This is a genomic window from Frigoribacterium sp. Leaf44 (assembly GCF_001421865.1).
GTDB lineage: Bacteria > Actinomycetota > Actinomycetes > Actinomycetales > Microbacteriaceae > Frigoribacterium.
Genome location: NZ_LMLG01000005.1, coordinates 145,929 through 172,826 on the forward strand (window position 1 = coordinate 145,929; position 26,898 = coordinate 172,826).

Sequence of the window (26,898 nt, forward strand, 5' to 3'; positions counted from 1 at the left end):
GGCGTCGTGTCCGGCCCCGAGCAGTCGGCAGGGCTCGAGCCGGACGGTGAGCGGAGTCAGTCGCGACGGGCCCAGAGTGCCTCGACGAGCGTCGTCGTCAGCTCGTGGTCGATCGCGAAGGGATGCCCGTCGAGGTCCGACACCGGGGCGATCTGACGCCCGCTCGAGAGCAGCCACAGGGCGTCGGCCTCGTGCACGCGGGCGAGGGGCAGCAGCTCGTACGCGGTCTCGTGGCCGAGGTCGGCCAGCGCGTCGAACACGGCGGCCTGCGTCGTGCCCTCGAGGATGCCCTGGTCGGTGCGCGGGGTGACGAAGCGATGGCCGAAGCGGGCGACGAGCGAGGCCGACGGCCCCTCGAGCGCGTACCCGTCGCTGCTGACGAAGAGGACGTCGTCCGCACCGCGGCGGGCGGCCTCGCGCAGCACGCTCTTGTTCACGGCGTACGAGAGGGTCTTCGCGCCCTGCAACAGCCACGGCGAGGTCTGCATGACATCGTGCCGGTAGCCGCGGTCGAGCGACACGACCCGGATGCCGTCGCGGCGTTCGGCGGCGTGGTCCTCGTACACCTCGGTGCGGGCCCATGCCGTCGGCTCGCTGTCGGGCACGCCCTCGAGTCCGCGAGTCACGATCAACTTGGTCAACGCGAAGGGCACGGGTGCGTGGGCGGCGGCGGAGGCGAGCACCGCCTCGCGGATCAGGTCGAGGTCGAGTTCGGGCAGGTCGAGCAGCGCCGCCGAACGGGCCAGGCGGCGCAGGTGCGGCTCGAGCGCCTGCACGGCTCCATCGACGACCCCGAACGCCTCGAAGATGCCGTCGCCGCGCGTCACGCCCAGGTCGACGACGTTCACGGTCGGCTCGGTCGCGTCGGCGACGTGCCACCCGGGCCCGTCGCCTCGGGCGCCGGCCCGGGCCCGGTCGATCACCACGAGCACGGGGGCAGGAGGTGCGGTGTCGGTCACGGGGGAGGCATCGGCGGCGAGGTCGGTCACGCTCTCGACCGTACCTCGGTCCCGGGTTTTCGCTTTGTGGACAGGCTGTGGAGAATTGCTCGTCGTCGAGAGGCTAGACGGCCTCGCGACGCGCATCCGCCGTGAGGCCTCTCGCCGGGGGGCGTCGCGCACCGAAGCTGCCACGTCGCTAGCGCGTCTAGCAAGATCATGGGCTTCACCAGGGGTTTTCTGACTGCTTCATCCCTTGCGCGTCCAGTCTGCGGAGGTACCGTGAACGAGCCCGCCCTCGGTGGGCGCGTGGTGCCCGGCGGGCCGGGAGCTTCTTCACGGGGCGGCCCGCCCGGCACCACACCACTCACGCCGAAGGGCCGCACCGTCGAGACGGTGCGGCCCTTCGTGGTCGGTCCTGGACGTGTCAGTCCCGGGGTCGGGGCGGGCCGGGCTTCGGGTGTGACGGGGCCGCGCCGCCTCCCGTGGGGGCGTCGGCGGGGTCGGGCTCGCCGGGCTTGGGGTGTCCGGGGATCGAGTCGCCCGAGAGGTTGAGGTCGTGGGGGTCGACCTCGATGTCGCCGCCGTCGTCCGGCCCGCCCTCACCGGGCAGGGCCTGGACGGCGTCCAGGTCGGTGTCGGAGTCCACGGCGGGAGAGTCCTCGGTGGCCGACCGCTGCATCTCGGCGGTGGTCGCCTCGCTCCGCGGGAAGTCCGCGGTCGGGTCGTCGGCGTCGCGACGGTCCGGTGCGGTCTCTGCGGTGCCTGCGTAGCCGACGCCGTCCGTGGCCGTCGTGGCGTCGCCCGTGGTGGTGCCGGTCTTCGTGTCCTGCTCGTCTTCGTGCATGCGGGCACGGTACGCCGTGGGGGTGCGTGCCGCATGTGCGCCGGGGCAGACTGGCGACATGACGACCCTCACCTGCCGCGCGATCGTCTTCGACATGGACGGCACGCTCGTCGACTCGACGGCCGTCGTCGAACGCATCTGGGGCGACTTCGCCGCCGAGCACGAGCTCGACGTCGTCGAGCTGTTGGCGTTCGCCCACGGCCGGCAGACCCATGACACCGTCACGCGGTTCCTGCCCGGGTTGCCCGAGGTCGAGGCTCGCACGCTGACCGACGGGCTGCAGGCCGTCGAGGCCGGAACGCGGGACGGGACCGTCGAGATCCCGGGCGCGGCCGACTTCCTGAGGAGCCTGCCGGGCGACCGCGTGGCCCTGGTGACGAGCGCGAACCACGAGTTGGCGCGATCGCGGATGGCCGAGGCGGGGGTTCCCTGGCCGGCTGTCGTCCTGGCGTCCGAGCAGGTCGCCGTGGGCAAGCCCGCGCCGGACGGCTATCTGCTGGCCGCCGCGATGCTCGGCGTCGAGCCGGGCGAGGTCGTCGTCTTCGAGGACGCCGCGGCGGGACTCGAAGCCGCCCGCGCCTCCGGAGCCTCGGTCGTCGTCGTCGGGGACCACGACGGGCCGGCTGCCGACGGGTTGCCCCGTGTCTCCGGGTACGAGGGCGTCTCGGTGATCGTCCGGGACGACGGACTGCTCGAGCTGACGCTGCCGTAGCCGTAGGGCCGGACGAACGGGCCGGGCGGGCCGGGCGGGCGGGCCGCAGGCGGTCAGCCGTTCAGCGGGTGCGACCCCTCGTGGTTCGTGCGGTGGGCGAGGGCGTGGGCGAACTCGCGCAGGGTCTCGTCCGACGTGTGACGGGGTGCCCAGCCGAGCACGGTGCGGGCCTTCTCGGTCGACATGACCGGGATCTTGGCCGCGATGTCGAGCCAGCCGGGTTCGGTCGGCTGCAGGCGCGCCAGCCAGGTGAGCTGCACGATTGCGCGCAGCAGGCGGTAGGGCACGGGCAGCAGGCGGGAGCCGAATGCCCGGGCGATGCGGTCGGGGTCGACAACGGGTTCGGCGGCGAGGTTGAACGCCCCGCCGGCACGGCGGTCGATCGCCCGCCAGAACGCGTCGGCGACGTCGCTCGCGTGCACGACCTGCGACACGAAGCGCGGGGCGAGCGGGATGAACGGGGGGCGCACGCGCTGCATCCAGCGGGTGGGCACCCGGCGGCCGGCGAAGAGGCCGACGATCTCGCTGGCAGCGGCGGCCTGGAACACGAGGCCCGGGCGCATGCGGGTCAGCGTGACCTCGGGGTGCTGTTCGGCGAAGGCGTCCATGACGCGCTCGTTGATCGACTTGTGCTTCGAGTAGCTCGAGCGGCGCACGCCCTTGGTCTTGTAGGTCTCGTCGACCCGACGGCCCTTGGGGCCCCGCGAGTAGGCGCCGACCGAGGACGCGACGAGCACGTGCGGCACCCCGGCGCGGGCGGCGGCGTCGAGGACGTGCGAGGTGCCGAGCACGTTCGTCCGGTACATGACGGCCTTGCGGTGGCTCGGCTGCAGGGCCCAGCCGAGGTGGACGACGGCGTCGGCCCCGGCGAACGCGTGCTCGAGGGCCACGGGTGAGTCGTCGGCCCCGACGTCGATCGAGAACCAGGTCACCTCGCCGTACGGCGGCGTCGCCATGCGCGGACCACGGCGGGCGACGCCGACGAGCGACGTCACTTCGGGCTCGGCCTGCAGACGGGAGAGCAGGGCGGTGCCCAGGTTGCCCGTGGCTCCGACGACGACCACGCGCATGGGGGTCTCACTTTCACGACTCGACGATCGGCCTCTCGCCGGCCCCGGGTGGGCGGCAGGCCGATTCCGAGCCTACGCGCGGCCCCTGGGCGCGGGTCCGGTCCCGGTCAGGCCGCGTGGCTGTGGGTGCGGGTCCGGGTCAGGCGGCGGAGGGAGGCCCGGCCTCGGCGGCGATGCGGGCGACGGCGGCCTCGTCCAGTGCGAACACCTCGTCGCCGTCGCGGGAGTCGCGCACGGACACCGGGGTCGAGCGCACCGACCCGTCGGCCGCCACCTCGACCACGACGAAGCCCGAGCCGCGCACGGCCCGTTCGGTGCCGACGGCCGCCAGCACGTCCGTGTCGTTCGCCACCCCGGGCGCGACCACCACGGGCACGCCCGCGAGGTGGCCCACGATGTGGTGGTGGTAGTGCCCGGCGAGGACGACGCGGACGTCCGATCCTTCGAGGACCGCCGCCAGCGCCTCCGGGTCCTGCAGGGCGAGAGACTCGTGCAGGGTGGTCGGCGCCGCGATCGGCGGGTGGTGCAGCACGAGCACGGTGCCCCGCTCGGCGGGCGTCGCGAGCTCGTCGCGCAACCAGGCGAGCTGCTCGGGTCGCAGCAGTCCGTAGCCGGCCCCGGGCACGGAGGTGTCGAGCCCGATCACCCGCCACCCGTCGACGTCGCGGACGAGGTCGAGCGGTCTCGCCGGGTCGCCGCCGAGCACCTCGGCGAAGCCCTCGCGCACGTCGTGGTTGCCCGGCACGAGCAGCACCTCGGCGCCCGCCGCGCGGGCCCAGGCGCCGGTGCGCTCGCGCAGGTGCCGGTAGGAGGCGCGGGTCCCGTCGTCCGACAGGTCACCCGACCCCACCAGCAGTCGCACCCCCTCGACCCGCGCGGCCTCCGCCAGCACGCGGTCGAGGGCCTCGGTCGTGTCGACGACGCCCTGGTGCAGGGCTCCGTCGGCGAGGAGGTGGGCGTCGCTGAGGTGGACGACGCGGAGGGCTCCGAGCGGCAGGGCGTGCATGCCGCGACGCTACCGGGTGCGGGGCGGTAGCGGCACGGTGCCAGGGCGGCTCGGTCCGCTCGGGCGGTCGAGTCGAACCACGGATGTGGCATCGAACCACGCAAATGGGTGGCTCGACACCACATCGATGGTGCGACCCCGGATGTGGCGGGCGTGCTCAGCCGCGGAACTGGTCGGCGGGGGCGAGGCGGCCGTGCACGCGGCGACCGAGCTCGGCGAACATGTCGGTGATCGTCGCCCAGTCCTCGTGGGTCGGCGAGGTCGGTTCGACGAACAGACCGTAGAACCGTCGGCCGCTGTTGAGCGACTCGACCAGGACGGTCTCGGAGCGGTCGAGGAACTGCGTCCCGTCGTGCTTCAGGGCGGAGGCCCGGACGGGTTCGCCGGTCAGGTTGCAGAAACCCGCCGACGCCAGGGCGCGGGCGGTCTTGCGGCGTGACAGCCGGGGCAGCACGGGGCTGGCTTCCGCCGCGCCCAGGACCGCACGCACGTGGGCGAACACGAGCTCCTGCTCGTGGACGGGGTGCGAGGCGGAGGTCGGCGAGATCGTCACCCGCTCACCGTGGCAGGTCGGAGCCCCCGACGCGACGCCCAGTGCGGGGGCGGCCCCTTGGGGTGCGACCCGGACTGGGGAGCCGACTCGGCGCGCCCGGCGCCGGTCGACGGAGTACCTCGGGCCGTCGTGCTCGGCCGGTGTCGGCAACTCCTGCCCGGTGCGGCGTCGGGGTGCCGGGACGGGCCTGGTGCGGGTGGGCGGCGGCACGAGGCAGGAGTTGCCGACGGGGGCGGGGCCGAGGCCGACGGGGACGGGGGCGGGGCCGAGGGCGACACCCACGGGGGCGGGGCCGTGGGGCGGGGCGGGCCGACGGGGGTGTCAGGGCGCCGGGACGTGCCGGAGAATTGCACGATGCCTCCTGCTGCTCCCCTCGACGGCCGCGACCTCGACGACTCGGCCCGCTGCCCCTGCCTCAGCGGCGAGACCTACGGATCGTGCTGCGGGCCGCTGCACCGGGGCACGACGCCCGCCCCGACGGCGGAACGGTTGATGCGCTCGCGGTACTCGGCGTTCGTGCTCGCCCGCGCCTCCTACCTGCTCGAGACGTGGCACCCGACGACGCGGCCCGCGACGCTCGAGGTCGATCCGGGCACGCGCTGGTTCCGGCTCGACGTCGTGCGGACGCAGGCGGGCGGGCCGTTCGACGACGAGGGGACGGTCGAGTTCGAGGCGCACTTCCGCGACGACGACGGCGTGGGGTCGCAGCACGAGGTCAGCCGGTTCGCCCGGGTCGACCGGCGGTGGCTCTACCTCGACGGGATCTCGGGCTGACCAGGGCGCATGTCACGAGCTCGGGCCCCGGGGGTCCGGCAGGGCGGACGCGAGACGTCGGCATCGGGCGTCACGAAGAGGACGGCGGGTCCGTCGGGCCCGGCATCCTCTCCGTGACGCCGCCGGGCCGCAGGGAGAGCTTCACGGGCAGGGACCCACGGTCCGGACGACACCGATGCAGGGCTCACGCCCTCCATCTCGCCGAACGCTAGGCCGCACGAGATGGTGCGGTTCAGACGTGGACGCTCCTCACAGGCAGGGCGTCTGCACGCGTGTTTCGGGGGACAGGACGCGTCGCGCGCGGCGCGCGGCGCACGGTGCGCGGCGCACGGCGCACGGCGCGCCGCGGGTCGAATCCGTCAGGGGGCGCGGCGCGCGAGGGCGACCGCCTCGAGTGCCCGGACCACCGCGCCGACGGCCCGCTGCGCGCGCACGAGGCCGACCGGCCCGCCCAGCACCGACAGGGCCGCCTCGTGCACGATCCGCGCCACGAGCCGCCCCCGGTCGTCGACGAACCACTGCACGCCGAGGGTCAGCAGCTGCGTCCGCCCGGCGAAGGCGCGCAGCGCGAGGGTGGACGCCAGCGTGCCGCGGACGGCCCGGGTGCTGCCGTCCGACGCGAGCGACAGGGTGAAGCCGTGCTCGATCAGGGTCTGCTCGACGAGGTGTCGCGACTCGTCGTGCGGGCCCTCGAGGAAGACGTCGTGCGTGCTCGCCACCGGTCCGGTGCGGCGGTCAGCGCAGGGGCGCGAGCATCTCGAGCTCCCGCGCCGTGGGGTCGAGGGCGTAGGCGTTCGTGTGCCCGGTCGGCTCGTACCCGCGTCGGCGGTAGAACGCGATGGCCCGCTCGTTCTGCTCGTGGACGTGCAACCGCAGGGTGTCGCCCTCGGTCGCGGCCCAGGTCTCGACCCCGTCGAGCAGCAGGTCGGTGACGCCGGCCGCGCGCCCCCGATGGGTCGGGGCGACGTACACGCCGACCAACAGGGGTTGCCCCGCTGCCTGCAGGAACCCGCCCATGGCGCCGACCCAGTCGCCCGTCCCGTCGTCGATCGCGACCAGCGAGGTGCCGTGCTCGGCCTCGCCCCGGGCCCCGCGCATCCGCCATTCGGCCTCGGCGTGACGGCGGGCGACGGCCAGCGTCTCGCCGTAGGCGATCGGGGTGTCCGCGAGCATCGCGAGGCGCAGGTCGCGCACGTGCTCCCAGTCGTCGGCGGTCGTGCGGCGGACGGTCACGGGTCGTGCGGGCATGCCGCCACCCTGCCACACGGGCGGGAGGAGGCGGGTGCAGGAGGCGCGGGTCGCGACACCGCGCGGGTCGCGCCCCGAGGGCGTCACGTCAGGAGGCGCGGCGCGCGTCTCGGTCGACCCTCGCCACGGGCGCGGGGCCGAGCCGCTGCTCGGGGCGGGCCGGTGAGATCAGCGTGGCGCGCCTCCCGCGATCGTCCGGCTCGGTGTCGACGCCGAGCACCTGGAGGCGTCCGGGCGTGAGGGCGCGGAGCGCCGCCGTCCAGGCGCAGACCAGGGCGTCGAGCAGGTCCTCGCGGTGCTTGTAGGCCCGGTCGACCAGCGGCGAGGGTTCCTCGAGCAGTGCCGCCGACACGAGGTGCGAGTCGAGACGCAACGGGACCTCGGCCCGGGCCAGCCCGGCCAACCGACGCAGCAGCTCGTCGCAGGCCGCCGCGCGGGCCTCGCGCCGCGCCTCCTTCGGCAGGGTGAGGTCGGGCCGCTTGTAGCGGGGACGCTTGTCGTCGTAGCCGAGCTCGCCCATGCCGACGAGCGTCGTGTACGGGTAGCACTCGAAGTGTCCGACCGCGTCGGCCGCCACCGGGACGACGCCGTCGTCGTAGACGCCGCCGGCACGCTCGAGGCGCTCGCCGAGGGTGCGCCCGCCGAGCCAGGGCAAGGAGGCGCTGCTCGCGTTGGCCGAGACGTGCCAGCGACCGTAGGCGCGCGCCACGAGCCGTTCGCTGGCCCGCATTCCCGTGGCGTTCGGCACGAGCACCGGGGCGTCGATCGCGACGACCGAACCGGGCGTCGACCAGCGCAGGACCCAGGCCTCGACCTCGTCGACCCCGCGGGCCCAACCGGCGTCGAGCACCGTCCCGTCGGCGTCGACCACGGCCAGGCCGGTCTCGTTCGCGGGACGCTCGGGTGTCGAGTCGCGCCAGGCGAGGTCGACGCCGAGGTAGCGGGGCCGGGGTGTGGTCACCGTCTGACCGTACTCGCGGCCGATACTGTCCCCATGCCCACCAGCACCCGCACCCCGGCCGACCTGCGTCGCTGGCGGCGTTACCTCGCCGACGAACGCGCCGAGGAGTCGACCTACCGCGACCTCGCCCGCCGCCGCGACGGCGAGGAGCGTGCGATCCTGATCGCCCTGGCCGACGCCGAGGGCCGTCACGCGCAGCATTGGGTCGACCTCCTCGGCGACGACGTCGGACGCCCGGCCCGCACCGACCTGCGCACCCGCGTGCTCGGGGTGCTGGCCCGCCGCTTCGGCTCGATCTTCGTGCTCGCGCTGGTGCAGAGCGCCGAGGCGCGGTCGCCCTACGCGACCGACGCCGACGCCACCGACGCGATGGCCGCCGACGAGCGCATCCACGGCGAGGTCGTGCGCGGGCTCGCCGAGCGGGGCCGCAACCGCCTGTCGGGGTCGTTCCGTGCGGCGGTGTTCGGGGCGAACGACGGGCTCGTCAGCAACCTGGCGCTCGTGCTCGGCATCAGCGCGTCGGGCGTCGCGAACCACGTGGTGCTGCTGACCGGGCTGTCGGGGCTGCTCGCCGGGGCGTTGTCGATGGGGGCGGGCGAGTACGTCTCGGTGCGGTCGCAGCGTGAGCTGCTCGACGCCTCCACCCCCGACCCGACGGCGCGGCAGGTGCTGCCCGACCTGGACGTCGACGCGAACGAGCTGGCGTTGGTCTACCGGGCGCGGGGCATGTCGCCGGACGAGGCCGAGGCCCACGCGCGGCAGGTGCTCGCGGGCGTGGGGCGAGGAGCCTCGTCGCCGAGCGCGCCTCCTGCGGGGGCCGCGCCGGGCGCCGCCACGGCCGGCTGGGCGGACGCCCCGGACCAGGAGGCGCGCTCGGCCGACGAGCCCGCCACCCACGAGACCCTCGGCACGGCCTTCGGCGCTGCCGCCTCGAGCTTCTGCTTCTTCGCGTCCGGGGCCGTCATCGCCGTGCTGCCCTACCTGTTCGGGCTGTCCGGTCTCGCGGCCGTCGTCGTGGCGTCCGCCCTGGTCGGCGTCGCCCTGCTCGGCACCGGTGCCGTGGTCGGGCTGCTGTCAGGGGCGAGCCCGGTCAGGCGGGCCCTGCGTCAGCTCGGCATCGGGTTCGGGGCGGCCGCCGTGACGTACCTGCTCGGGCTGCTGTTCGGGACGGGTGCCGCGGGCTGAGCCCGGCGGGCACGCTGAGCCCGGCGGGCACGCCGAGCCGGCCGGTCGGGCCTGCGGGTGCGTCAGGCCTTGCGGTCGAGCTTCCACGCGATCCAGCACGTGACGAGCACGACACCGGCCGCGGCCAGCCGCGCACCCATCAGCACCCCTTGGCCGGTCGACGTCGTGAGGCTCATGTCGGAGCCGATGCCGATGCTCCAGATCGCACCCGACAGGGTGAGGCAGACGACCAGCGCGAGGCCGAGCACCACCGAGGTGGCCCCGTGCGACCGCGGGCCGACGTCGTCGCGGCCGCGAGGGTCACGCGAGAGCCGGGCGGCACCGATGCGCACGAGACCGAGCCAGAGCAGCGCCACGGCACAGGCGCCGACGACGTCGCTGCAGCGGTGCCAGCCGAAGGCGACGGTCTGCTCGGCGACCACGGCCGCGAAGGCCGCACCGACCATGTAGAACAGCGGCCGGGCGTGCCGGCCGAAGGTGGTCATGATCGCCAACACGGCGGCGACGGCGACCGTCACGTGCCCGCTGGGGAAGCTGTTGCCGTAGAGCTCGCCCGTCAGCTCGGGACGAGGCGCGAGCTGCTTCAGCACCTGGGTGGTGACCGTGGCCCCGACGATCAGTACACCCGCCTGGACGGCCGAGCCGGGTCGGCGGCGGAGGAACGCCACCACCATCGTGAGGGCGACGACCAGCAGCACGGCCGGGGGAGAGATGGCGTCGAGTGCGACCCCGGACTGCAACAACGTGGTGCCGTCGACCGAGCGGAGGATGCTGTCCTCGATGGACTGGCCGGTCTCGGTGAGGACCGCGATCGTGTAGACGCCCGCCAGCACGACGAGCGAGGCCGACGACGCGACCACCCAACGACCCGTGACCCGTCGACGGACGGCAGGCGTCGTCGAGAGGGTCGGGTGAGCAGTCACCGGACGAGCTAACTACACGTCGCCTGGAAACAGGCTCGGTCCGACCTGCCGATGCGCCGGGGTCGCCCCGACTCACAGCGGGGGTGCAGGTGATCGCGGCGTCGTCCCCCGTCCGCGCTCCATAAGCCGCCAGTCGCCGCCGGCGAGCGGGGTGAGCGTGACGGTCGTGTAGACGACGGCGACGATGCCGAACGCGACCGCCAGTCCGATGGTGTCGGCGGCGAGGCCGCCGAGCAGGGCGCCGATCGGGATGCCGGCCCAGGCTCCGGCCGTGACCAGCCCGAAGACCCGTCCGCGCAGGTGTTCGGGGGTGCGCTCGAGCTGCACCGTGCCGAGGATCGGGTTGAGCGCGCCGGCGGCCAGCCCCGACAGGGCCGTCGCGGCGACCAGCACGGGCAGTGGGGCGCCGAGGGCGAACGCCAGGCTCGAGGGGCCCCCGGCGAGGGTGAAGCAGACGACGAAGGTGACGCGGCGCGGCACCCGGTGGGCGACGAAGCCGAAGGCGACGTTGCCGACGAGGGCGCACCCGCCCATGGTGGCGACGAGCAGCCCCAGGGCGGCCGCGCCTCCCAGTCGGTCGTTCGCGTAGAGGGGCAGCAGGGTCGACCCGCGGGCGGCGTCGAGCAGGTTCGTGACCAGCACGAGCGCGACGATCAGCCGCATCAGGGGGTCGCGGACGACGAACCGGGCTCCCTCGACGAGGTCGGCCCGGTAGGAGGCGCGGATCGCCTCGGTCGCCTCGGTCGCGTGGTCGTCTCTCGGATTCGCTGATCCGGTCCGTACCGGATCGGGCGCGGGGACGAGCGCCCCGGTCAGGGCGGCCGACACGGCGAAGGTGGCGGCGTTGACGAACAGCGACGCGACCGGCCCGACGGCGGCGACGAGCAGCCCCGCGATCGAGGCCCCGATCAGCTTGGCGAAGCGCTCGGACCCGTCGATCAGCCCCACGCTGCGTTCGATGCGCACCCCGGCCCGCTCGGTCAGCCCGGGCAGCATCACCCGGCGCGCCACCTGCCCGGGGCTGTCGAGCAGCCCGCCCACGAACACGAGCGCGAGCAGGGCCCAGAACGGCAGTCCGTCGGTGAGGGCGAGCACGGGCATCGCGAGGACGGAGGCACCGCTCACCAGGTCGGCGACGATCGCGGCCCGTCGGCGCCCGACCCGGTCGACGACGACGCCGCCGAGCGGTCCGCCGATGATCACCGGAGCCGTGGCGAACGCCGCCGCGAGCCCGACCTCGGCCCCCGACCCCCCGAGCCCCAGGACGTAGAAGGGGACCGCGAAGGCCGTCACGACGTTGCCGGTCTGCGAGATCGCGTGTGCCGCGACCAGGGACGACAGGGCGACGCGGGCGGGGCGACCGGGGCGTCCGTCGTGGGGCCGGTCGGTGCGGCCGAGGTGAGGGGCGTCGTCGGTGCCCCGCGCCTCCTCGGCTCGTCCGTTCTCGCTCACGACGGCCCTCAGGGGCGGCGGTAGGACTGGTAGACGAGCACGACCGACTCGGCGCCGTCGTCGGTCGCCGGGTCGTGTGCGGCACTGGCGTCGAGCCACCGGTCGACGACGGCCTCGAGGTCGCGGCGCAGGGCGGCGAGCTCGGTCACCGTGAGGCGAAGGCTGCGATCACCGCTCGCCCCGGCCGCGACCCACTCGCGGGGCAGGGTGGGCGTCGCGTCGACGTACTCGCCGAAGCGCGCCGCGTACACCTGACCGATCGACTTCTGCAGGGCGGACGAGGCGACGAGGCGGTCGGGGTCGTCGAGCAGCTCGGCGGGCTCCCAACTGGTGAGCTGGGCGGTGGCCTGCCACCAGCGCTCGCGGCGGTCGTCGGTCTGCGGCTCGGCGGGCCCGATGAGGTCGATCGAGGCGAGCTTCGACAGGTGGTAGCTGATCGTCCCCGGGGCCTCGTCGACGGCGTCGCCGAGCTGGGCGGCCGTCTGCGGGCCGCGTTCGCGGAGGAGGCCGAGGAGGCGCAACCGCGTCGGGTGGGCGAGCACGCGCATCGAGGCGGCGTCGGTGAGGGTGCTGCGGGAGGTCTCTCGGGGGGACATGGAGTCGACGATAGGTGCACAAGAGCTGTTGCGCAAGAGTCGTTGTGCTTCTCGACGAGGGCGTGGGCGGGCCGACCAGCCGTTCGAGCCGTGAGTGTGGTGGGTGTCGCGGGCGGAGGTCGGACCCGCGGCGCATGCTCGGAGCACGACCGCCGGACAGTCCGGCGCGCAGGAGGAACCCGATGACGAAGACCCCGGACGACCCGCACGGCACCGACGAGACCGACCTCGAGCGTCGTGGCAACAGCAGTGGCGAGGGTCACGGCGACCACACCGTCGGCGAGCGGGACGACCGCCCCGTCGAGATCACCAGCGAGAACCACCCCGACGGCGGCACCGGCTCGCGCACGCTCGACGACGGGCCGGCCGACGACGCCGTCCCCACCCGCCAGCCCGGCCAGGCCGACGCCGACCAGGTCGACGAGCTGATCGGCGACTACAAGGGCGACGGCGAAGGCAAACACACCTACTGACACGACCCGAGGAGGCGCGGGTCGGCTCGATTCGCGCCCCGCGCCTCCCTCGTGTAATGTTTCCTCTGGCCAATCGGCCAGAGAAACGCGCCTGTAGCTCAACGGATAGAGCATCTGACTACGGATCAGAAGGTTGGGGGTTCGAGTCCCTCCAGGCGCACAGACTCGAAAGCCCCTGCCCAACACGGCAGGGGCTTTCCTCGTCTTCGGTGCTTGTCTGGCCGCCTCCGGCGGCGTGCGCCTTCGGTGCGGACCCGAAGAGCCCTGCCCTACGCGGCAGGGCTTTTCTCGTCCTCGGTGCTCGTCTTCTGAGATCAGCGGCGGGTCGCGCCGATGGCCCAGACCCGTGTCGGCTGGACGTCGTTGACGGCGTGGTCGCCGACGATGCGTGCTTTGAACACCCACGGGTTGTGGCTGCCGGCGGTCCGGGCGTTGCGCCAGTGCCGGTCCAGGTTCTTCGTGGTGCTCACGCCGGATGCCGCCAGCGCGTCGAACAGGTGCGAGGTCGCCTGGGTCGCGAGCGATGTCAGTGCGACCTGGGCCTGCGCGGTGGCGAGTTCGGCGCGGTCGTTCCGCTGTTCGTCCTCGGTCTCGTCCAGGAAGGCACCCTCGTAGGCGCCCTGGAGGGCCTGGGCGGCGCGGTCGACGACCGCCCGTGCGGCGAAGCCGGCGGCTGAGACCTCGCCGACGACCTGCAGGATCTGCGGGTCGGCGGCGAACGTGTCGGCGTTGCCGTGGGAGAACACCCGGGTGCGGTTCCTGACCTCGAACGCGATGTCCCGCTCGGCTGCCACGACGGAGCCGGCGAGGACGCTCAGCAGCACGGCCTGGTAGAAGGCCGTCTGGTACTTGAATCGCTCGTCGAAGAGCACGACGTCGTCGGCACCGACACGAGCATCTCGGAAGGTGCTCGTGCCCGACCCCGTCGTCCGCTGCCCGAACCCGTCCCAGTCGTCGGTGTGGGTGACGCCTTCCTGGCGGGCGTCGACGATCGCGATGACCCGGTCGCCGGTGTCCGTGCGTTCGGCGTACGTGTCGATCCAGTCGGCGAAGATGCTGCCGGTGGAGTAGTACTTCTGCCCGGTGATGCGGAATCCGCCGTCCGGGTCCGGGCTGACCTTCGTCGCGACGTCGCCGACCTGCACCGTGCCCACTTCGGTCCAGGAGTTCCCGGCGATCTCGCCGCGGCCGAACCGTTCGAGCCAGACGTCGCGCGGTCCGGACCGGGCGACGAGGCGGTCCTCGACGAGAGCGAAGTGGCCGCGCAAGGCCTGGGGGATGTTGCTGTCCGCCGCCGCGAGCTCGGTGAGCAACTCGAACAGCTGCGGGAGGGTGGCGCCGGAGCCCCCGAACTCGACGGGGACACGGAGAGCTCCGAAGCCCGCGTCGGCGAGCTCGCGGATCTCGGCCACGGGGAGGCGGTGCTCACGGTCGCGTTCCGCGGCACCGGCGGCGATGCGGTCGAAGAGCGGGCGGAAACGCGCGGACAGGGCGTCGTCGGTGGGTGACGCCGTGGTGACGGACGTGGTGGAGGTGGTGGTCGTCGTGGTCATGGGTCTCGGTTCCGTTCTGGTGGGTCAGGCAGCGGCAGGGGCAGGCGTGTGTTCCGGCTGGGGACGTGTGGCGGCTCGGCGGGTGAGCAGGGCGGCGCCGCCGAACACCCCGACGAGCGACAGGAGTGCAGCCGTCGTGGCGACCGAGCCGGTCGGCCAGTGCCCGGTGAGGCCGAGGAGCGCGGGGACCGTGGTGGTCACCTGGCTCGCGAGGACGAGGGCCCACCCGGTGTAGGTGCTGATGGCCGATCGGCCGAGGGCGAGCAGGACGAAGAACAGCGCCCAGAGCGCCGCCCATCCCGTCCAGAGCACGGCGAGGAAAGGGTCGTCCGCGACGTGGACGATCGCGAAGGAGACGGCGAGAGCGGCGACCAGGCCGCAGAACCAGCCCAGGCCCACGGCGCCGAGGCCGAGGAGGGAGTCCACGCCGACGTAGAGGTACGTGATGCCGAACAAGAAGGTGCCCGAGATCCCGAAGAGGATGGGCAGGGAACCGTCGGCTGACACGGCCACGGCCACGCAGAGGACGAGCTGCAGACCGCCGACCAGCACGTTGAACACGCCGCTGTCCCGGCCGGGCACGCGCCCGAGCAGGGTGAGGCCGTTGACCAGGAGGGCGGCCCCGGAGAGGACCAAGCAGATGAGCGCCATGCGGCGACCTTGGCACCGTCCACCCCATCACCGGTGCCTTGTGTCCGATCAAGTCTCTTCACTACGCCCCGTGACAGCGCACCGGATCGGGCGAGTTGTCGGGACACATCGTTCCTCGCAGTCAGCAAGGCCCCCAGTACACTGGACCAGCGCCACTGAACGACGTCCACGCCGACGCAGATGACGCCAAGCTGCGTTGCGGAGCGTGCAGGATGGAGTCTGGGTGAGCGTCAGAGGCGGCGGTGAGCGTCTCGGTCTTCGCGAGGTGGCCGAGCGTGCCGGTGTATCGCACATGACCGTGTCCCGTGTGCTCAACGGTCATCCGCAGGTGAAGGAGTCCACGCGCCAACGCGTACTCGAGGTCGTCGCCGAGCTCGACTTCCGGCCCAACAGCGCTGCGCGCGAGCTCGTGACGCAGCGGGCTCTTCGGATCGGCGTGCTGATCGAGAGCGCCGTCGAGTTCGGCCCCTCGAGCATCCTTCGGGCCATCGAGCGATCGGCGCGTGACGGCGGGTACTCCGTGGCGTCGTTCGCGCTCCGCGACGACTCGGCGACACCCGAGGAAGCCGTGCGCCACCTCACCGGCCAGGGCATCGACGCGCTCTGCGTGGTCGCCCCGCGCTCGTCGTCCGTGGCCGTGCTTCGGACCATCACGACCGGGCTGCCGACCCTGGTCGTGAAGGCCGAGAAGGACCCGGCGTTCCTCACGGTCTCGGTCGACCAGGCCGCAGGCACGAAGCTGGCCGTCGATCACCTCGCGTCGCTCGGTCACCGCGACGTCCTCCACCTCTCGGGGCCCCTCGACTGGTTCGACGCCCGCGCCCGCGAGCGGGCCTTCCACACGCGCACCCGAGCCTGGGGCATGCGCGAGCGGCCGATCGTGATCGGCGACTGGTCGAGCGATTTCGGCTACGACTTCACGCGCGGTTTCGCCGGCGTACCCGAGTACACCGCCATCTTCGTCGCGAACGACGAGATGGCGCTGGGCGTGATCCACGGACTGCACGACCGCGGCATCCGCGTCCCGGAGGACCTCAGCGTCGTCGGTTTCGACGACCTGCCCGTCTCGCGCCACTTCCTCCCGCCGCTCACGACGGTGCGGCAGGACTTCCCCGCGCTGGGATCTCTCGTGGTGGACGTCCTGATCGCCGCGATCGAGGGCCGCGAGATCCCACAGAACAGCCGCATCCCGGCCGAGCTCGTGGTGCGTGACTCCACCGCGGCTGCCCGCCAGGTCGACCGAGATGGCCATCTGACGTAATCCTGGTCGTCGTCGTTCGCCCACGCGCACGCTGGCAGCTACAGTCGTGCACGTCGGACGCTGTCCGACGTGAGGCCACCCCGGCCACCGACCCGAGGAGCACCACGTGCGTCACGTACGGGCATCGATGACGATGCACCCGGCCGGCCCCCAGGCCGCTGCCCCGACCTCGTCCGGGCGCGCCGGGCGAGAGGGCGGATCACTGCAGCCGACCGTGCGCATGAGGGGCATCACCGTCGCGTTCCCGAACGGCGTCGCTCTCGACGGAGTGGACCTCGACCTGCACTCGGGCGAGGTGCACGCTCTCCTCGGCGAGAACGGTGCGGGGAAATCCACGCTCATCAAGGCGCTGCTCGGCGTCCATCCGATCGAGGCGGGAGAGGTCCTCGTCGATGGGGAGTCCGTCCGGCTCGGCGGACCGGCCGACGCACGGGCCCTCGGCATCCAGGCCGCGTTCCAGGAGTCACACCTGGTCGAGAGCTTGAGCGTCGGCGAGAACGTGATGCTCGGCCACGAGGTGCGTGGTCGCTTCGGCATCTCGTGGCCGGCCACCCACGCACGTGCCGCAGCGATGCTCGCCGAGCTCGGGCTGGCCGAACTGGACCCCCGCGGCATCCTCGCCGATCTCACCCCCGCCAGTCGTCAGCTCGTCTCCATCGCCCGCGCCATGGTGGACCGGCCCCGGGTGTTGTTGCTCGACGAGCCCACGTCGAGCCTCGATGCGGTCGACGTGGCACGGCTCTTCGACGTGATCCGTCGCCTCCGCGACCAGGGCGTCGCGATCCTCTTCGTCTCGCACTTCCTCGAACAGGTGCTGGCGCTGAGCGACCGCATGACCATCCTCCGCGGGGGCGTGAAGGAGGGCGACTACCTGTCGCACCAGATCGGCCGGGCCGATGTGGTCGCACGGATGATCGGCAAGGACATCGCCCAGCTTCAGCGCATCGGTTCCGAGCGTCGGGCGCATCGTGTGGACCCGGTCGGCCCGCCGCTGTACCGCGCCGCCGGGGTGGGACGCCGCGGGATGCTGAGGCCGGTCGACTTCGAGCTGCATGCGGGCGAGGTCGTGGGCATCGCGGGGCTTCGCGGCTCCGGCCGAACCGAGCTCGCGCGCCTGCTCGCGGGTGCCGATCGAGCGGACGGCGGAGTCGTGACGCTCGGCGGACGTGCGGTCGTCATCGACCGGCCGGCGGACGCATTACGGAACCGAGTGGCGCTCTCGGCGGAGGACCGTGGGGCCGAGGGGCTGATCAACGAGTTGAGCGTCCGCGAGAACATCGTCCTTGCACTGCAGGCTCTGCGTGGCTGGTCGCACCCGCTCTCCAGGGCCGAGCGCGAGGACCTCGTCGAGCGGCACATCGAGCACTTCGACATCACACCGGTCGACCCGGGGACGCTCGCGGGCGAACTCTCCGGCGGCAACCAACAGAAGGTGTTGCTCGCGCGCTGGCTGGCGATCCGGCCCCGCGTGCTGATCCTCGACGAGCCGACCCGCGGCGTCGACATCGGGGCCAAGGTTGACATCCAGGCGCACATCGCCCAACTCGCCCTCGAGGGCGTGGCCGTCGTGTTCATCTCCAGCGCGTTCGACGAACTCGTGCGGGTGAGCGACCGGATCGTGGTGCTCAAGGACCGCGAGAAGATCGGCGAGCTCAGCAACGGGCCGGGCGTCACGGTCGACACGCTCGTCGAGCTCATCGCCGCGCCGGACGACGAGAGCGACGAGGGCGACGACTTCCCGCCGGTGTGGCATGACGGGCCCCTCTCGCCGCCTGCGGCGCCGTCACGCCGCTGAGGCTCGCAGTCGATCCCTTCCCGACGAGCGGATGTTCTCGATCACTCTTGTGTTCTCGTAACTGTTACCGGTAACATTCCCAGCACGCGGAAGCACCCGAGCCCACGCAGCACGACCGGCCCCAGGCCAAGTCGAGACGCAGACGTCCCGACATCTCAAGGAGGAGATCCATGTCCACGAAGAGGCGCATCGCCACCATCGCCGCCGCAGGGGCCATTGCCCTCGGTCTCGCGGCCTGCAGTTCCGGCACTGGTTCGACGGGCGGCGGTGACGACCTGGCAACGGTCGGCTTCGTCGCGGTCGGCCCCGAGGGCGCCTGGCGTCAGGCCAACGAGACGAACATCCAGGACACCTTCACGAAGGAAGCCGGGTTCGATCTCAAGTACGCCCCGGCGACCAACAACGACCAGAAATCGCAGATCGACGCGTTCACGTCGTTCGTGGACGAGGGTGTCGACGTGATCCTGCTCTCGGCCACCGAGGGCTCCGGCTGGGAGGACTCGCTCGAGCGGGCGAAGGAAGCCGAGATCCCCGTCGTCCTCATCGACCGTGGCATCGAGCCGGACGACACCTCGCTCTACGCGACCCGGATCGCGCCCGACAACATCGCCGTCAGCGAGTCCGTCGCCGAGTGGGCCAAGTCCGCTCTTCCCGAGGGTGGCAAGTACTTCACCCTCGAGGGCCCGGCGGGCGTCTCGGTCGTGAACGAGCGCAACGAAGGTTGGGACGAGGTGATCGGCGCCGACAGCGCGTTCACGAAGATCGGCGCACAGACCGCCAACTGGTCGACCGAAGAGGCCAAGAGCGTCTTCGAGACGGTGCTGAAGTCGAACGGCAACGACGTCCAGATGGTCTTCGCCCAGAACGACGAGATGGGACTCGGCGCCGTGCAGGCGGTCGAGGAGGCGGGTCTCACGCCCGGCAAGGACGTGAAGATCGCCACCATCGACGGCACGAAGAGCGCCCTCGAGGCGTTGTCCGAGTCGAAGCTCAGCTTCGTCGCCGAGTACAACCCCCTCTTCGGCGAGACCGCGCTCGACGCCGTGCAGAAGCTGCTCGACGGAGAGACCGTCGACTCGTCGATCGTCGTCCAGTCGGCCACGTTCGACTCGCCCGAGGCGGCCACCGCGGCACTTCCCGACCGCAAGTTCTGATCCGTTCGCACGGCCACACCCGGCGGCGAGGCGGACGAGTCCGCCTCGCCGCCCCCGCCACCCGCCCGCTGCCACGGCAGCGGGCGGGTGAGTATCGGCAGACAAGGAGTTAAACGCATGCAGGCACCCGGCCCCATCGTCGAGATGCAAGCCATCACCATCGCTTTTCCCGGGGTCAAAGCCCTCGACGGGGTCGACCTCCGTCTCTACCCCGGCGAGGTCCACACGCTGATGGGCGAGAACGGCGCCGGTAAATCGACGCTCATCAAGGCGCTCACGGGCGTCTACGGCATCGACTCCGGACGTGTCGTCGTCGACGGCGTCGAACGTCGCCTCTCGGGCACCGCGGACGCGCAGGCTGCGGGGATCTCGACGGTCTACCAAGAGGTCAACCTGTGCAGCAACCTCACCATCGGTGAGAACGTCATGCTCGGCCACGAGAAGCGCGGCCGGTTCGGCATCGACTGGAAGGGGACGCACGCCGCCGCCTCCGAGGTCCTGGCGCGTGTGGGACTCGGTCACCTGGACGCGCGCACCCCCCTCTCGTCGCTCAGCCTCGCCCTCCAGCAGCTCGTCGCGATCAGCCGCGCCACGGTCGTCGAGGCGAAGGTGCTGATCCTCGACGAGCCGACCTCGAGCCTCGACGCGGACGAGGTCGAAGGTCTCTTCCGGGTCATGCGACGCCTTCGTGACGAAGGCGTCGCCATCCTCTTCGTCTCTCACTTCCTCGACCAGGTCTTCGCGATCAGCGACCGACTCACCGTGCTGCGCAACGGCAAGTTCGTGGCTGAGCACCTCACGCGAGACATCGATCGTGCCGGCCTCATCTCGGAGATGATCGGCAAGGACCTGCAGAGCCTCCGCTCCCTCGACCGGGACCGGGCGAGCCGACAGGTCGCCGAGGGCGAGCCCGTCTACCGGGCCACCGGGATCGGACGCAAGGGCTCGCTCGACGCGACGGACGTCGACCTGCGTCGCGGCGAGGTCGTGGGCCTCGCCGGCCTCCTCGGCTCCGGCCGCACGGAACTCGCCCGTCTCCTCTACGGAGTCGATCGCCCCGACTCGGGATCCGTGACCATGGACGGCGTCCCCGTGGCGATCTCGTCCCCTGCGAAGGCCCTGAAGCACCGCATCGCGTTCTCGAGCGAGAACCGTCGAGACGAGGGGATCATCCGCGACCTGAGCGTCCGCGAGAACCTCGTGCTCGCCGTGCAGGCGAAACGGGGCTGGGCCCGCCCGCTCTCGGCCAAGGAGAAGGACCGCATGGTGACGAAATATCTCACCGAGCTCAACGTGCGACCCGCAGACCCCGATCGACCCATCCGTAACCTCTCCGGCGGCAACCAGCAGAAGGTCCTGCTCGGCCGGTGGCTGGCGACCGAGCCGGAGCTGCTGATCCTCGACGAGCCCACACGCGGCATCGACGTCGGTGCCAAGGCTGAGATCCAGGAACAGGTCGCCGCCCTCGCCGACACGGGAGTCGCCGTCGTGTTCATCTCCTCGGAGCTCGAGGAGGTGGTGCGGCTCAGCGACAGGATCGTCGTCCTGAAGGACCACCGCAAGATCGCCGAGCTCGCGGCGGGACCGGACGTCACCGCCGAGTCCATCGTCGCCGCCATCGCCGAGGAGGGCATCTCCGAGATCCCCCTCGAGACCATCCCCCGCACGACGCCCGAGGAGGCAACCCGATGAGTGACCCGACGACCACCATGACCAGGCGCCTGGGCGCCCACGGGCTCGGTGACCTGTTGCACCGGCCCTGGGTCTGGGGCACGGTCGCGATCGTGCTGCTGCTGGCGATCAACGTGGCGAAGGACCCCGGTTACCTCGCACTGTCCGTCAACCCGGACACGGGCAACCTCGTGGGCAACCTCATCGACATCCTCCGGGCCGCTGCCCCCGTGCTCATGATCGCGGTGGGCATGTGCCTCGTGGTCGCCACCGGCGGCATCGACCTGAGCGTCGGCTCGATCATGGTCGTCGCCGGTGCCGTCTCGATGGAGTTCCTGAAGGCGGCCGGCTCCGACTCCCTCGGCGTCGCGCTCGCCGCGATGGGCCTGGCGCTCCTCATCGCCGGGGTCCTCGGCGCGGTCAACGGCATGCTCGTCTCGGTCGTCGGGCTGCAGCCGTTCATCAGCACACTCGTGATCATGCTCGCCGGCCGTGGCCTGGCCAAGGTCATCACGGGAGGCCAGAACACGGCCGCGGCCAACGAGCCCTTCCGCTGGGTCGCCAACGGTTACCTCGTCGGACTACCCGTCGTGTTCCTGCTGGCCGTGCTGATCACGCTCGGCGTCGCCGCCCTCGTGCGGCGCAGCGCCCTGGGGCTCATGATCGAAGCGATCGGAATGGACCCAAAGGCCGCGCGCCTCGCGGGGCTGGACCGCCGAGCCCTCCTGTTCACCGCCTACATCGGGAGCGGCCTGCTCGCCGGCGTGGCCGGGATCTTCGCCACGTCCAGCGTCATGACGGTCGACGTCTCGCGCACCGGTTACCAACTCGAGCTCGACGCCATCCTCGCGGTCGTCATCGGCGGGACGTCGCTGGCCGGCGGCAAGTTCCACCTGCTCGGAGCCGCGGTCGGGGCGCTCCTCATCGCGACGCTCGACAAGACCGTCGTGTTCCTCGGCGTCTCCTCCTCGGCGACGCCCGCCTTCAAGGCGATCGTGATCGTGGCGATCGTGCTGCTGCAGTCCCGGCGCGTCCGCGCCCTGTTCACGAGGCGCCGCCGCCCGGCGCCGACCTCCGTGCCGACCGAGAAGGAGGCCGTGTCCGCATGAGCGCCACGACGATCCGCCCGCCCCTCACCCCCACGCCGACCCCCGGTCCTGGCCCCGGCAACGGGCCCCTCGAACCGCGTCGCCGCATGCGGCTCCGACTCGATTCCCTGCCGACGGTCGCCGCCCTGGTGATCCTGATCGCTATGCTTGCCTACGGAGAGATCGCCTACGGCCGCATCGTGCAGGCCGCGACCCTGTCGAACCTGCTCATCAACAACGCCCATGTGATCGTCCTGGCCGTGGGGCTCACGTTCGTGATCCTCACGGGGGGCATCGACCTCTCCGTCGGTGCGATCGTCGCGGTCAGCAGCGTCGCGGGCGTGCTGCTCGCGAACGCCGGCTGGAACCCCTGGGTCGTGATGGTGCTGATGATCCTCATCGGCACGGCATCCGGCGTCGTCTCGGGCGTGCTGATCCAGTTCTTCGACGTGCAGCCGTTCATCGCGACGCTCGCGATGATGTTCCTCGGACGGGGCCTCGCCTCCATCCTCAGCACGGTGCCCGAGCGACTCGCCGACGAGTCGCCCATCCGCTCGCTCGCGACGAACATGAAGGTCGTCGACGGTCCGAAGGTGAACGACGTCGTGACGACTCCTGGCGTGCTCATCGCGCTCGTGGTGGTCGCCGTCGCGTTCTTCGTGCTGCACCGCACGCGTCTGGGTCGCACCGTGTACGCGATCGGAGGGTCGGAGCAGTCGGCCGCCCTCATGGGCCTCCCGGTGCGCCGCACGAAGCTCGCCGTCTACGTGATCAGCGGATCGCTGGCGGGGCTCGCCTCGGTCATCTACACGGCCCGGCTCGGGAGCGCGCAGAACATCACCGGCATCGGGTGGGAGCTCGATTCGATCGCCGCCACGGTGATCGGTGGCACCCTCCTCACCGGCGGCGTCGGCTTCGTGCTCGGGTCCGTCGTGGGAGCGCTCGTGCTCGGCCTCATGAACGTGCTCATCACGCGAGACGGAGGCATCCCGCCCGAGGCGACGACCATCATCACCGGCGGGATACTCCTAGTCTTCGTGCTGCTCCAGCGCGCGGTGATGGCGCGGCGGCGGCAGACCTAGTCGCCCCTCGAGGCGCGCATCGGATGCGCGTCCTCTCCACGAACGGCTGCGCTGTACAAAGGATCAGGACCGGGGTGCAGCGCAGTCTCCCTCCCCACGAACGGCTGTGCCACCCCCGAGTCCGGGTGCGGCGCGGCCGTTCGTGCTCGATGTCCCGACGAGTGGCCGCGCCGCGGTCGAGCGCCCTGGCTCGTTCCGACCGAACATCTTGTTAGCGTGAACATCTTGCAATAGGTTCGGCTGGTCGGCCCCGATCCAGATCCCGCAGGTCGACTCGTGTCGCGCACTCGCGCTTCCGCTCCCGCTCCCGCACCATCCACATCGGATTCAGAGGCGAATCCTGAGAGGAACCGTCAATGTCGACGTCCCGCAGCCCGTACCGCTCCGCACCGAGGCCACCGCGTGCGCCCCTCGCCGCCACGATCGTGACCATGACGCTCCTCTTCTCGTGTGCCGCCGTTCCGGGGGCGGCTGCCTCGGCCGCGGACACGGTCGCGTCCCCGGAGCAGAGCCTGCTCGCCGACTTCACCTTCGACGCGGCCCCCGTCGACGGTACGTTCGCCGATCGGGCGGCTCGTGCCGGTGTCCGAGGTGCCGCCGACCTGGTTCCCGGAAGGTCCGGGCAGGGGACGGCCGCGCGGCTGTCCGCCGACTCGTGGCTCGACGTGACCGCCGCGGACGGAACGGCGCTGCTCGCGGGCCGGCAGAGCGTGACGATCTCGTACGACAGCAAGCCGGACTCGTCCGGGAACGACGGCTGGACGGTCTTCGCCGCCCGGTCTGCCACCCGCCAGGAGTACGCCCAGGAGCACTACGTCGGCGTCCTGGATCGGACGTCGGGGCTGACGGTCGAGCGGTACGACAACAGCACCGCCCGGAACACCGGGGGAAACCTGGCGGCTTCTTCGTCGAACGCCGAGTGGAAGCACGTCGATCTCGTGGTCGCCGGGACGACGACGCGGCTGTTCGTCGACCAGAAGCCGGTGGCTGTCAACGGCTCCGGGGTCCCGCTGACCCAGATCCTCGGATCATCCGGAGGAGTGCTCCAGGTGGGCAAGGCGAACTGGGGCGGTGGCGAGTACTTCTCCGGCCTCGTCGACAACCTGCGCATCTACGACCGAGCCCTGTCCGGTACGGAACTCGGCGCCGAGGTCTCCGCGCTGCCGTCCGACGTGGGCGCCGCCTTGGCGGTCCCCGCCATCGTGCTCGGCGATCTTCCGGGTCGAGTCCTCGGCGATCAGGTCACCTGGACCGCCACCGGAGCCGGTGCGAGCCGTGTGCGATCGGACGGGACGATCGACACCAGCGGCCTCGGGTCCGGATCGGTCGCGGTGACGCTCACCGCCACCGTCGAAGGCGCCCCCCAGACCTTCCGCTGGGACAGTCGCATCGCGGCCCCTGGAGGGCGCGTCGCGACCTACGTCAAGACCGTGACGACCACCGACGGGAGGAAGGACGACCCGCTGGCCTACGACGACGACCGCCGTGCCGACGCGTTGTACGCCGCGGCCTTGCCGACCGGCAGCACCAGCTGGGAGCCGCTGAACCGCTCACAGGCGATCCTGTACGTCGGCAACGATGGCGACCAGGCATCGAAGCCGAACGCCCAGGTGGGTTCACCCGGTCTCTTCCGTTTCGCGGACGGTGCACTCGGGGCCGTGTCGTCGCAGAACAACGCCACGGACTCCATCTACGTGTGGACCTCACCCGACGGGCGGACCTTCGCCCAGCAGCGGGCCGTGAGGATCGCCACCGGCGCGGTCGTCACCGACCCCCGCATCGTGTTCGACTCCGCCGCTCAGAAGTACAAGGTGTTCTGGACGGACCTTCTCACCGGGGAGGGGCGGGTGACGGTCGTCGCGGACCTCACCACGACCACGCCTCTCGGTGTCACGTCCGCCGCAGACGTCCGCGTCCTCGGCGTTCAGGGCGCGGGGTTGCCGTCATGGGTCACCCAGAGCCAAGCGAGCGACGACGTGATGTCCACCGCGGAGTTCGACACCTTCTACGAGAACTACGTCGACCTCCAGAACACGGGCGTCGAGAAGATCGACGCCGCCGTCGCCCAGGGTGTCGGCGCCGATGGGGTCGCCGCCGCTCTGCCCAAGCAGGCTGCCCTGACCTACAACGACGGGTCGACGAAGAGCCTCAACGTCGACTGGCAGGACGACCTCACCGGCGTGGACACCACCAAGCCGGGCAGCTACCAGGTGTCGGGGATTCTCCAGCAGGACCCCGAGGAGATGGTCAGCGACGCACGCGCCGATCCGTACGTGTTCCACAATCCTGACGACGGCTACTACTACCTCACCGGGTCGCACTACGGACAGCCCTCCCTGGGGCCGATCGAGGAGAGCTCGAGCTACCGCAAGATCGGCCTCAAGCGAGCGAAGACGCTCGCGGGGCTCCGGGACGCCCCGGAGCAGATCGTCATCGACCCCGACGAGGGCACGCCCGGCAAGGAAGCGCAGTACCCGAACACCTTCTACGGCTGGGGCGGCTACATCTGGGCGCAGGAGTTCCACAAGATCAACGGCACGTGGTGGATCGTCGCAGGCATGAACAAGGGCTACGCACCCGTCGGCGGGTGGTGCGACAACACCGTCCTGATCCCGTACACGGGCACGGACGCGTCCATCGCGGCGGGCGGATTCATGGACCAGACGAAGTGGGGCGAGCCCGTCGTCCTCGACGGCGCCGCATTCGACGTCAGCTACTTCGAGCGAACGGAGGCAGGCGAGCAGCAGGGCTACTGGATCATGCCCGCCGGCGGCCAGATCCTCGTGGGGAAGGCCGTGGTGGGGCCGAAGGGCACCGTCCCGCTCGTCGACGGCGAACTCCGGCGCGTCTACGGCGAGTCCCAGCCGTGGGAGTTCGGCAAGCGGTCTCCGACGCCCAGCGACACGTCCGAGGGAAGCGACCAGGGGGTCGTCGAGGCCCCGTTCATGGTGCAGCAAGGAGATGCCATCTCGATCACCTACTCCGGCGGCACGGTCGACAAGTACTACAGCTTGGGCCTCCTGACGACGACTGCCGACGCAGATCTCCAAGATCCGGCGAGCTGGAGGCAGACCAGCTTCCCCGTGCTCGACACCAACGACACCTCGACGGGCCGTCTCGGGGCGGACGAGACCCGCTACTACACGAGGCAGCAGGCCGGCACGGGGCACAACTCGTTCGCCAAGGACGAATCGGGCAATCTCGTCCTCGCGTACCATGCCCGTCCGTACGAAGATCCGCACCTGGTGACTGACCCGCAGAACGCCGGCGGCCTCTTCGACTCCGATCGGAACACCTGGTTCAAGGGCGTCAACGTCCGCGCCAACGGCACACTCGACCTGTCGTTGACGAAGGACCAGGAGGTGGCTCCGAGCAATCGGACCGTCACGGCCACGGTGGTCGTCCGCGCCACGGCCTCGGCCGTGACCTCCGCGGCCACGACGAGGTGCATCGCGGGGAAGGCCGTCGTCACGATCGTGACCAAGAACTCCGGAGCGGCCGCGGTCGTCACCTGGGCGACACCCTGGGGCGAGCGGACGCAGAGCGTCGGTGCGCAGAAGACAGCCTCACTCGCGATCACGACGCGGGCGGTCGCGATCACCGCGGGGACCCTCGTCGGGACGGCGGTCACCGGCGGCGTGAGCACACCGGTCACCGTGGCCTACCCCGCAGCTCGCTGCTGACGGGCCTCGAGAGTGCGGGGTCGGCTTGATGGTCGGCCCCGTTCTGAGACCTCCGGACGGGCTGAGAAGCGCTGCGGCGCATCTCGGGCGCCGCATCCTGGCTGCCAGGCGTGGCCACATCGCGCACAGCCGGGAACAGGCATTGTTCACGGTAACAAAAATGGATACAGTGGACGATCAGAGGCCGCGCAGGACACGATCCAGCCGACTCGCCCCGATCTA

24 protein-coding genes and 1 tRNA gene are annotated in these 26,898 nt (G+C 71.7%); 12 read left to right on the forward strand and 13 right to left on the reverse strand.

All coding sequences use genetic code 11. From position 1 onward, the window contains the following. Nucleotides 1-56: 56 nt before the first annotated feature. Entirely contained in the window at nt 57-989 is a 933-nt protein-coding gene (locus tag ASE87_RS07965; protein WP_235472244.1) for an aminodeoxychorismate lyase, read from the reverse strand. A gap of 376 nt (nt 990-1,365) precedes the next feature. Next, nucleotides 1,366-1,785: a hypothetical protein gene (locus ASE87_RS07970; protein WP_056227416.1), complete on the reverse strand. Its 420-nt coding sequence runs from the start codon at nt 1,783-1,785 to the stop codon at nt 1,366-1,368. Nucleotides 1,786-1,843: 58 nt separating this feature from the next. Between ASE87_RS07970 and ASE87_RS07975 the strand changes: the two genes are divergently transcribed. Further along, on the forward strand, nt 1,844-2,497 hold the full coding sequence (locus ASE87_RS07975) for an HAD-IA family hydrolase (RefSeq protein ID WP_056227418.1): 654 nt from the start codon (nt 1,844-1,846) through the stop codon (nt 2,495-2,497). A 53-nt stretch (nt 2,498-2,550) separates the two neighbouring features. Here the strand turns inward: ASE87_RS07975 and ASE87_RS07980 are convergent, their stop codons facing one another. The 3 genes from ASE87_RS07980 to ASE87_RS07990 all read right to left on the reverse strand — a co-directional run bounded on the left by ASE87_RS07980 (nt 2,551) and on the right by ASE87_RS07990 (nt 5,126). Next, the gene (locus ASE87_RS07980; protein ID WP_056227422.1) at nt 2,551-3,567 is read right to left on the reverse strand and encodes an NAD-dependent epimerase/dehydratase family protein; all 1,017 of its coding nucleotides are present in this window, start codon (nt 3,565-3,567) and stop codon (nt 2,551-2,553) included. A 139-nt stretch (nt 3,568-3,706) separates the two neighbouring features. Continuing rightward, nucleotides 3,707-4,573 carry a metallophosphoesterase gene (locus ASE87_RS07985; RefSeq protein WP_056227425.1) on the reverse strand — a complete coding sequence of 289 codons (867 nt, stop codon included), beginning with the start codon at nt 4,571-4,573 and terminating at the stop codon, nt 3,707-3,709. A 157-nt stretch (nt 4,574-4,730) separates the two neighbouring features. Then, nucleotides 4,731-5,126, reverse strand: coding sequence for a hypothetical protein (locus tag ASE87_RS07990; RefSeq protein WP_056227429.1), 396 nt, complete (start codon nt 5,124-5,126; stop codon nt 4,731-4,733). 354 nt (nt 5,127-5,480) lie between these two features. Here ASE87_RS07990 and ASE87_RS07995 point away from each other — a divergent pair, with 354 nt between their 5' ends. Next, nucleotides 5,481-5,900 (forward strand): YchJ family protein, encoded by a 420-nt coding sequence (locus tag ASE87_RS07995; RefSeq protein WP_056227432.1) that lies wholly within the window; start codon nt 5,481-5,483, stop codon nt 5,898-5,900. A 359-nt stretch (nt 5,901-6,259) separates the two neighbouring features. On the opposite strand, the gene ASE87_RS16070 is transcribed toward ASE87_RS07995, so the two are convergent. The 3 genes from ASE87_RS16070 to ASE87_RS08010 all read right to left on the reverse strand — a co-directional run bounded on the left by ASE87_RS16070 (nt 6,260) and on the right by ASE87_RS08010 (nt 8,109). Next, a complete protein-coding gene (locus ASE87_RS16070) occupies nt 6,260-6,619 on the reverse strand; it encodes a hypothetical protein (protein ID WP_043597545.1) in 360 nt (119 codons plus the stop codon). Nucleotides 6,620-6,635: 16 nt separating this feature from the next. Further along, nucleotides 6,636-7,148 carry an N-acetyltransferase gene (locus ASE87_RS08005; RefSeq protein ID WP_056227636.1) on the reverse strand — a complete coding sequence of 171 codons (513 nt, stop codon included), beginning with the start codon at nt 7,146-7,148 and terminating at the stop codon, nt 6,636-6,638. An 88-nt stretch (nt 7,149-7,236) separates the two neighbouring features. Further along, on the reverse strand, nt 7,237-8,109 hold the full coding sequence (locus ASE87_RS08010) for a DUF429 domain-containing protein (protein WP_056227434.1): 873 nt from the start codon (nt 8,107-8,109) through the stop codon (nt 7,237-7,239). 33 nt (nt 8,110-8,142) lie between these two features. On the opposite strand from ASE87_RS08010, the gene ASE87_RS08015 reads away from it, so the two are divergent. Beyond that, nucleotides 8,143-9,294 (forward strand): VIT1/CCC1 transporter family protein, encoded by a 1,152-nt coding sequence (locus ASE87_RS08015; RefSeq protein ID WP_056227437.1) that lies wholly within the window; start codon nt 8,143-8,145, stop codon nt 9,292-9,294. Nucleotides 9,295-9,356: 62 nt separating this feature from the next. Here ASE87_RS08015 and ASE87_RS08020 read toward each other — a convergent pair whose 3' ends face one another. The 3 genes from ASE87_RS08020 to ASE87_RS08030 all read right to left on the reverse strand — a co-directional run bounded on the left by ASE87_RS08020 (nt 9,357) and on the right by ASE87_RS08030 (nt 12,265). Then, nucleotides 9,357-10,217, reverse strand: coding sequence for a phosphatase PAP2 family protein (locus ASE87_RS08020; RefSeq protein ID WP_137848044.1), 861 nt, complete (start codon nt 10,215-10,217; stop codon nt 9,357-9,359). A 72-nt stretch (nt 10,218-10,289) separates the two neighbouring features. Next, nucleotides 10,290-11,669: an MFS transporter gene (locus ASE87_RS08025; RefSeq protein WP_082452487.1), complete on the reverse strand. Its 1,380-nt coding sequence runs from the start codon at nt 11,667-11,669 to the stop codon at nt 10,290-10,292. An 8-nt stretch (nt 11,670-11,677) separates the two neighbouring features. Continuing rightward, a complete protein-coding gene (locus ASE87_RS08030) occupies nt 11,678-12,265 on the reverse strand; it encodes a helix-turn-helix domain-containing protein (RefSeq protein ID WP_056227443.1) in 588 nt (195 codons plus the stop codon). Between the two features lie 182 nt (nt 12,266-12,447). Between ASE87_RS08030 and ASE87_RS08035 the strand changes: the two genes are divergently transcribed. Then, entirely contained in the window at nt 12,448-12,738 is a 291-nt protein-coding gene (locus tag ASE87_RS08035; protein WP_056227446.1) for a hypothetical protein, read from the forward strand. A gap of 87 nt (nt 12,739-12,825) precedes the next feature. Next, nucleotides 12,826-12,898, forward strand: a tRNA-Arg gene (locus ASE87_RS08040). A gap of 154 nt (nt 12,899-13,052) precedes the next feature. Here ASE87_RS08040 and ASE87_RS08045 read toward each other — a convergent pair. Beyond that, complete coding sequence (locus tag ASE87_RS08045; protein ID WP_056227449.1) at nt 13,053-14,291, reverse strand: acyl-CoA dehydrogenase family protein; 1,239 nt, start codon at nt 14,289-14,291, stop codon at nt 13,053-13,055. Nucleotides 14,292-14,315: 24 nt separating this feature from the next. Further along, nucleotides 14,316-14,942: an AmiS/UreI family transporter gene (locus tag ASE87_RS08050; protein ID WP_056227452.1), complete on the reverse strand. Its 627-nt coding sequence runs from the start codon at nt 14,940-14,942 to the stop codon at nt 14,316-14,318. Nucleotides 14,943-15,207: 265 nt separating this feature from the next. Here ASE87_RS08050 and ASE87_RS08055 point away from each other — a divergent pair, with 265 nt between their 5' ends. From ASE87_RS08055 to ASE87_RS08085, 7 genes are all read left to right on the forward strand, one after another. Next, nucleotides 15,208-16,203 carry a LacI family DNA-binding transcriptional regulator gene (locus ASE87_RS08055; protein ID WP_369814000.1) on the forward strand — a complete coding sequence of 332 codons (996 nt, stop codon included), beginning with the start codon at nt 15,208-15,210 and terminating at the stop codon, nt 16,201-16,203. A gap of 127 nt (nt 16,204-16,330) precedes the next feature. Next, complete coding sequence (locus tag ASE87_RS08060) at nt 16,331-17,998, forward strand: sugar ABC transporter ATP-binding protein (protein WP_235472246.1); 1,668 nt, start codon at nt 16,331-16,333, stop codon at nt 17,996-17,998. A gap of 170 nt (nt 17,999-18,168) precedes the next feature. Beyond that, nucleotides 18,169-19,152 carry an ABC transporter substrate-binding protein gene (locus ASE87_RS08065; RefSeq protein ID WP_056227458.1) on the forward strand — a complete coding sequence of 328 codons (984 nt, stop codon included), beginning with the start codon at nt 18,169-18,171 and terminating at the stop codon, nt 19,150-19,152. A gap of 117 nt (nt 19,153-19,269) precedes the next feature. Next, complete coding sequence (locus ASE87_RS08070) at nt 19,270-20,844, forward strand: sugar ABC transporter ATP-binding protein (RefSeq protein WP_056227462.1); 1,575 nt, start codon at nt 19,270-19,272, stop codon at nt 20,842-20,844. Next, nucleotides 20,841-21,932: an ABC transporter permease gene (locus ASE87_RS08075; protein WP_137848050.1), complete on the forward strand. Its 1,092-nt coding sequence runs from the start codon at nt 20,841-20,843 to the stop codon at nt 21,930-21,932. The genes ASE87_RS08070 and ASE87_RS08075 overlap by 4 nt, the downstream gene beginning before the upstream one ends. Then, a complete protein-coding gene (locus tag ASE87_RS08080; RefSeq protein WP_082452489.1) occupies nt 21,929-22,993 on the forward strand; it encodes an ABC transporter permease in 1,065 nt (354 codons plus the stop codon). The genes ASE87_RS08075 and ASE87_RS08080 overlap by 4 nt, the downstream gene beginning before the upstream one ends. A 431-nt stretch (nt 22,994-23,424) precedes the next feature. Continuing rightward, the gene (locus tag ASE87_RS08085; RefSeq protein WP_162235871.1) at nt 23,425-26,676 is read left to right on the forward strand and encodes a family 43 glycosylhydrolase; all 3,252 of its coding nucleotides are present in this window, start codon (nt 23,425-23,427) and stop codon (nt 26,674-26,676) included. Nucleotides 26,677-26,898 lie beyond the last annotated feature (222 nt).

Bases quoted from the DNA above. Each gene is read 5' to 3' on its own strand.
- ASE87_RS07970 (WP_056227416.1), bottom strand. From the start codon at position 1,785: ATGCACGAAGACGAGCAGGACACGAAGACCGGCACCACCACGGGCGAC.
- ASE87_RS07975 (WP_056227418.1), top strand. From the start codon at position 1,844: ATGACGACCCTCACCTGCCGCGCGATCGTCTTCGACATGGACGGCACG.
- ASE87_RS07980 (WP_056227422.1), bottom strand. From the start codon at position 3,567: ATGCGCGTGGTCGTCGTCGGAGCCACGGGCAACCTGGGCACCGCCCTG.
- ASE87_RS07985 (WP_056227425.1), bottom strand. From the start codon at position 4,573: ATGCACGCCCTGCCGCTCGGAGCCCTCCGCGTCGTCCACCTCAGCGAC.
- ASE87_RS07995 (WP_056227432.1), top strand. From the start codon at position 5,481: ATGCCTCCTGCTGCTCCCCTCGACGGCCGCGACCTCGACGACTCGGCC.
- ASE87_RS08005 (WP_056227636.1), bottom strand. From the start codon at position 7,148: ATGCCCGCACGACCCGTGACCGTCCGCCGCACGACCGCCGACGACTGG.
- ASE87_RS08015 (WP_056227437.1), top strand. From the start codon at position 8,143: ATGCCCACCAGCACCCGCACCCCGGCCGACCTGCGTCGCTGGCGGCGT.
- ASE87_RS08030 (WP_056227443.1), bottom strand. From the start codon at position 12,265: ATGTCCCCCCGAGAGACCTCCCGCAGCACCCTCACCGACGCCGCCTCG.
- ASE87_RS08035 (WP_056227446.1), top strand. From the start codon at position 12,448: ATGACGAAGACCCCGGACGACCCGCACGGCACCGACGAGACCGACCTC.
- ASE87_RS08045 (WP_056227449.1), bottom strand. From the start codon at position 14,291: ATGACCACGACGACCACCACCTCCACCACGTCCGTCACCACGGCGTCA.
- ASE87_RS08050 (WP_056227452.1), bottom strand. From the start codon at position 14,942: ATGGCGCTCATCTGCTTGGTCCTCTCCGGGGCCGCCCTCCTGGTCAAC.
- ASE87_RS08060 (WP_235472246.1), top strand. From the start codon at position 16,331: ATGACGATGCACCCGGCCGGCCCCCAGGCCGCTGCCCCGACCTCGTCC.
- ASE87_RS08065 (WP_056227458.1), top strand. From the start codon at position 18,169: ATGTCCACGAAGAGGCGCATCGCCACCATCGCCGCCGCAGGGGCCATT.
- ASE87_RS08070 (WP_056227462.1), top strand. From the start codon at position 19,270: ATGCAGGCACCCGGCCCCATCGTCGAGATGCAAGCCATCACCATCGCT.
- ASE87_RS08075 (WP_137848050.1), top strand. From the start codon at position 20,841: ATGAGTGACCCGACGACCACCATGACCAGGCGCCTGGGCGCCCACGGG.
- ASE87_RS08080 (WP_082452489.1), top strand. From the start codon at position 21,929: ATGAGCGCCACGACGATCCGCCCGCCCCTCACCCCCACGCCGACCCCC.
- ASE87_RS08085 (WP_162235871.1), top strand. From the start codon at position 23,425: ATGACGCTCCTCTTCTCGTGTGCCGCCGTTCCGGGGGCGGCTGCCTCG.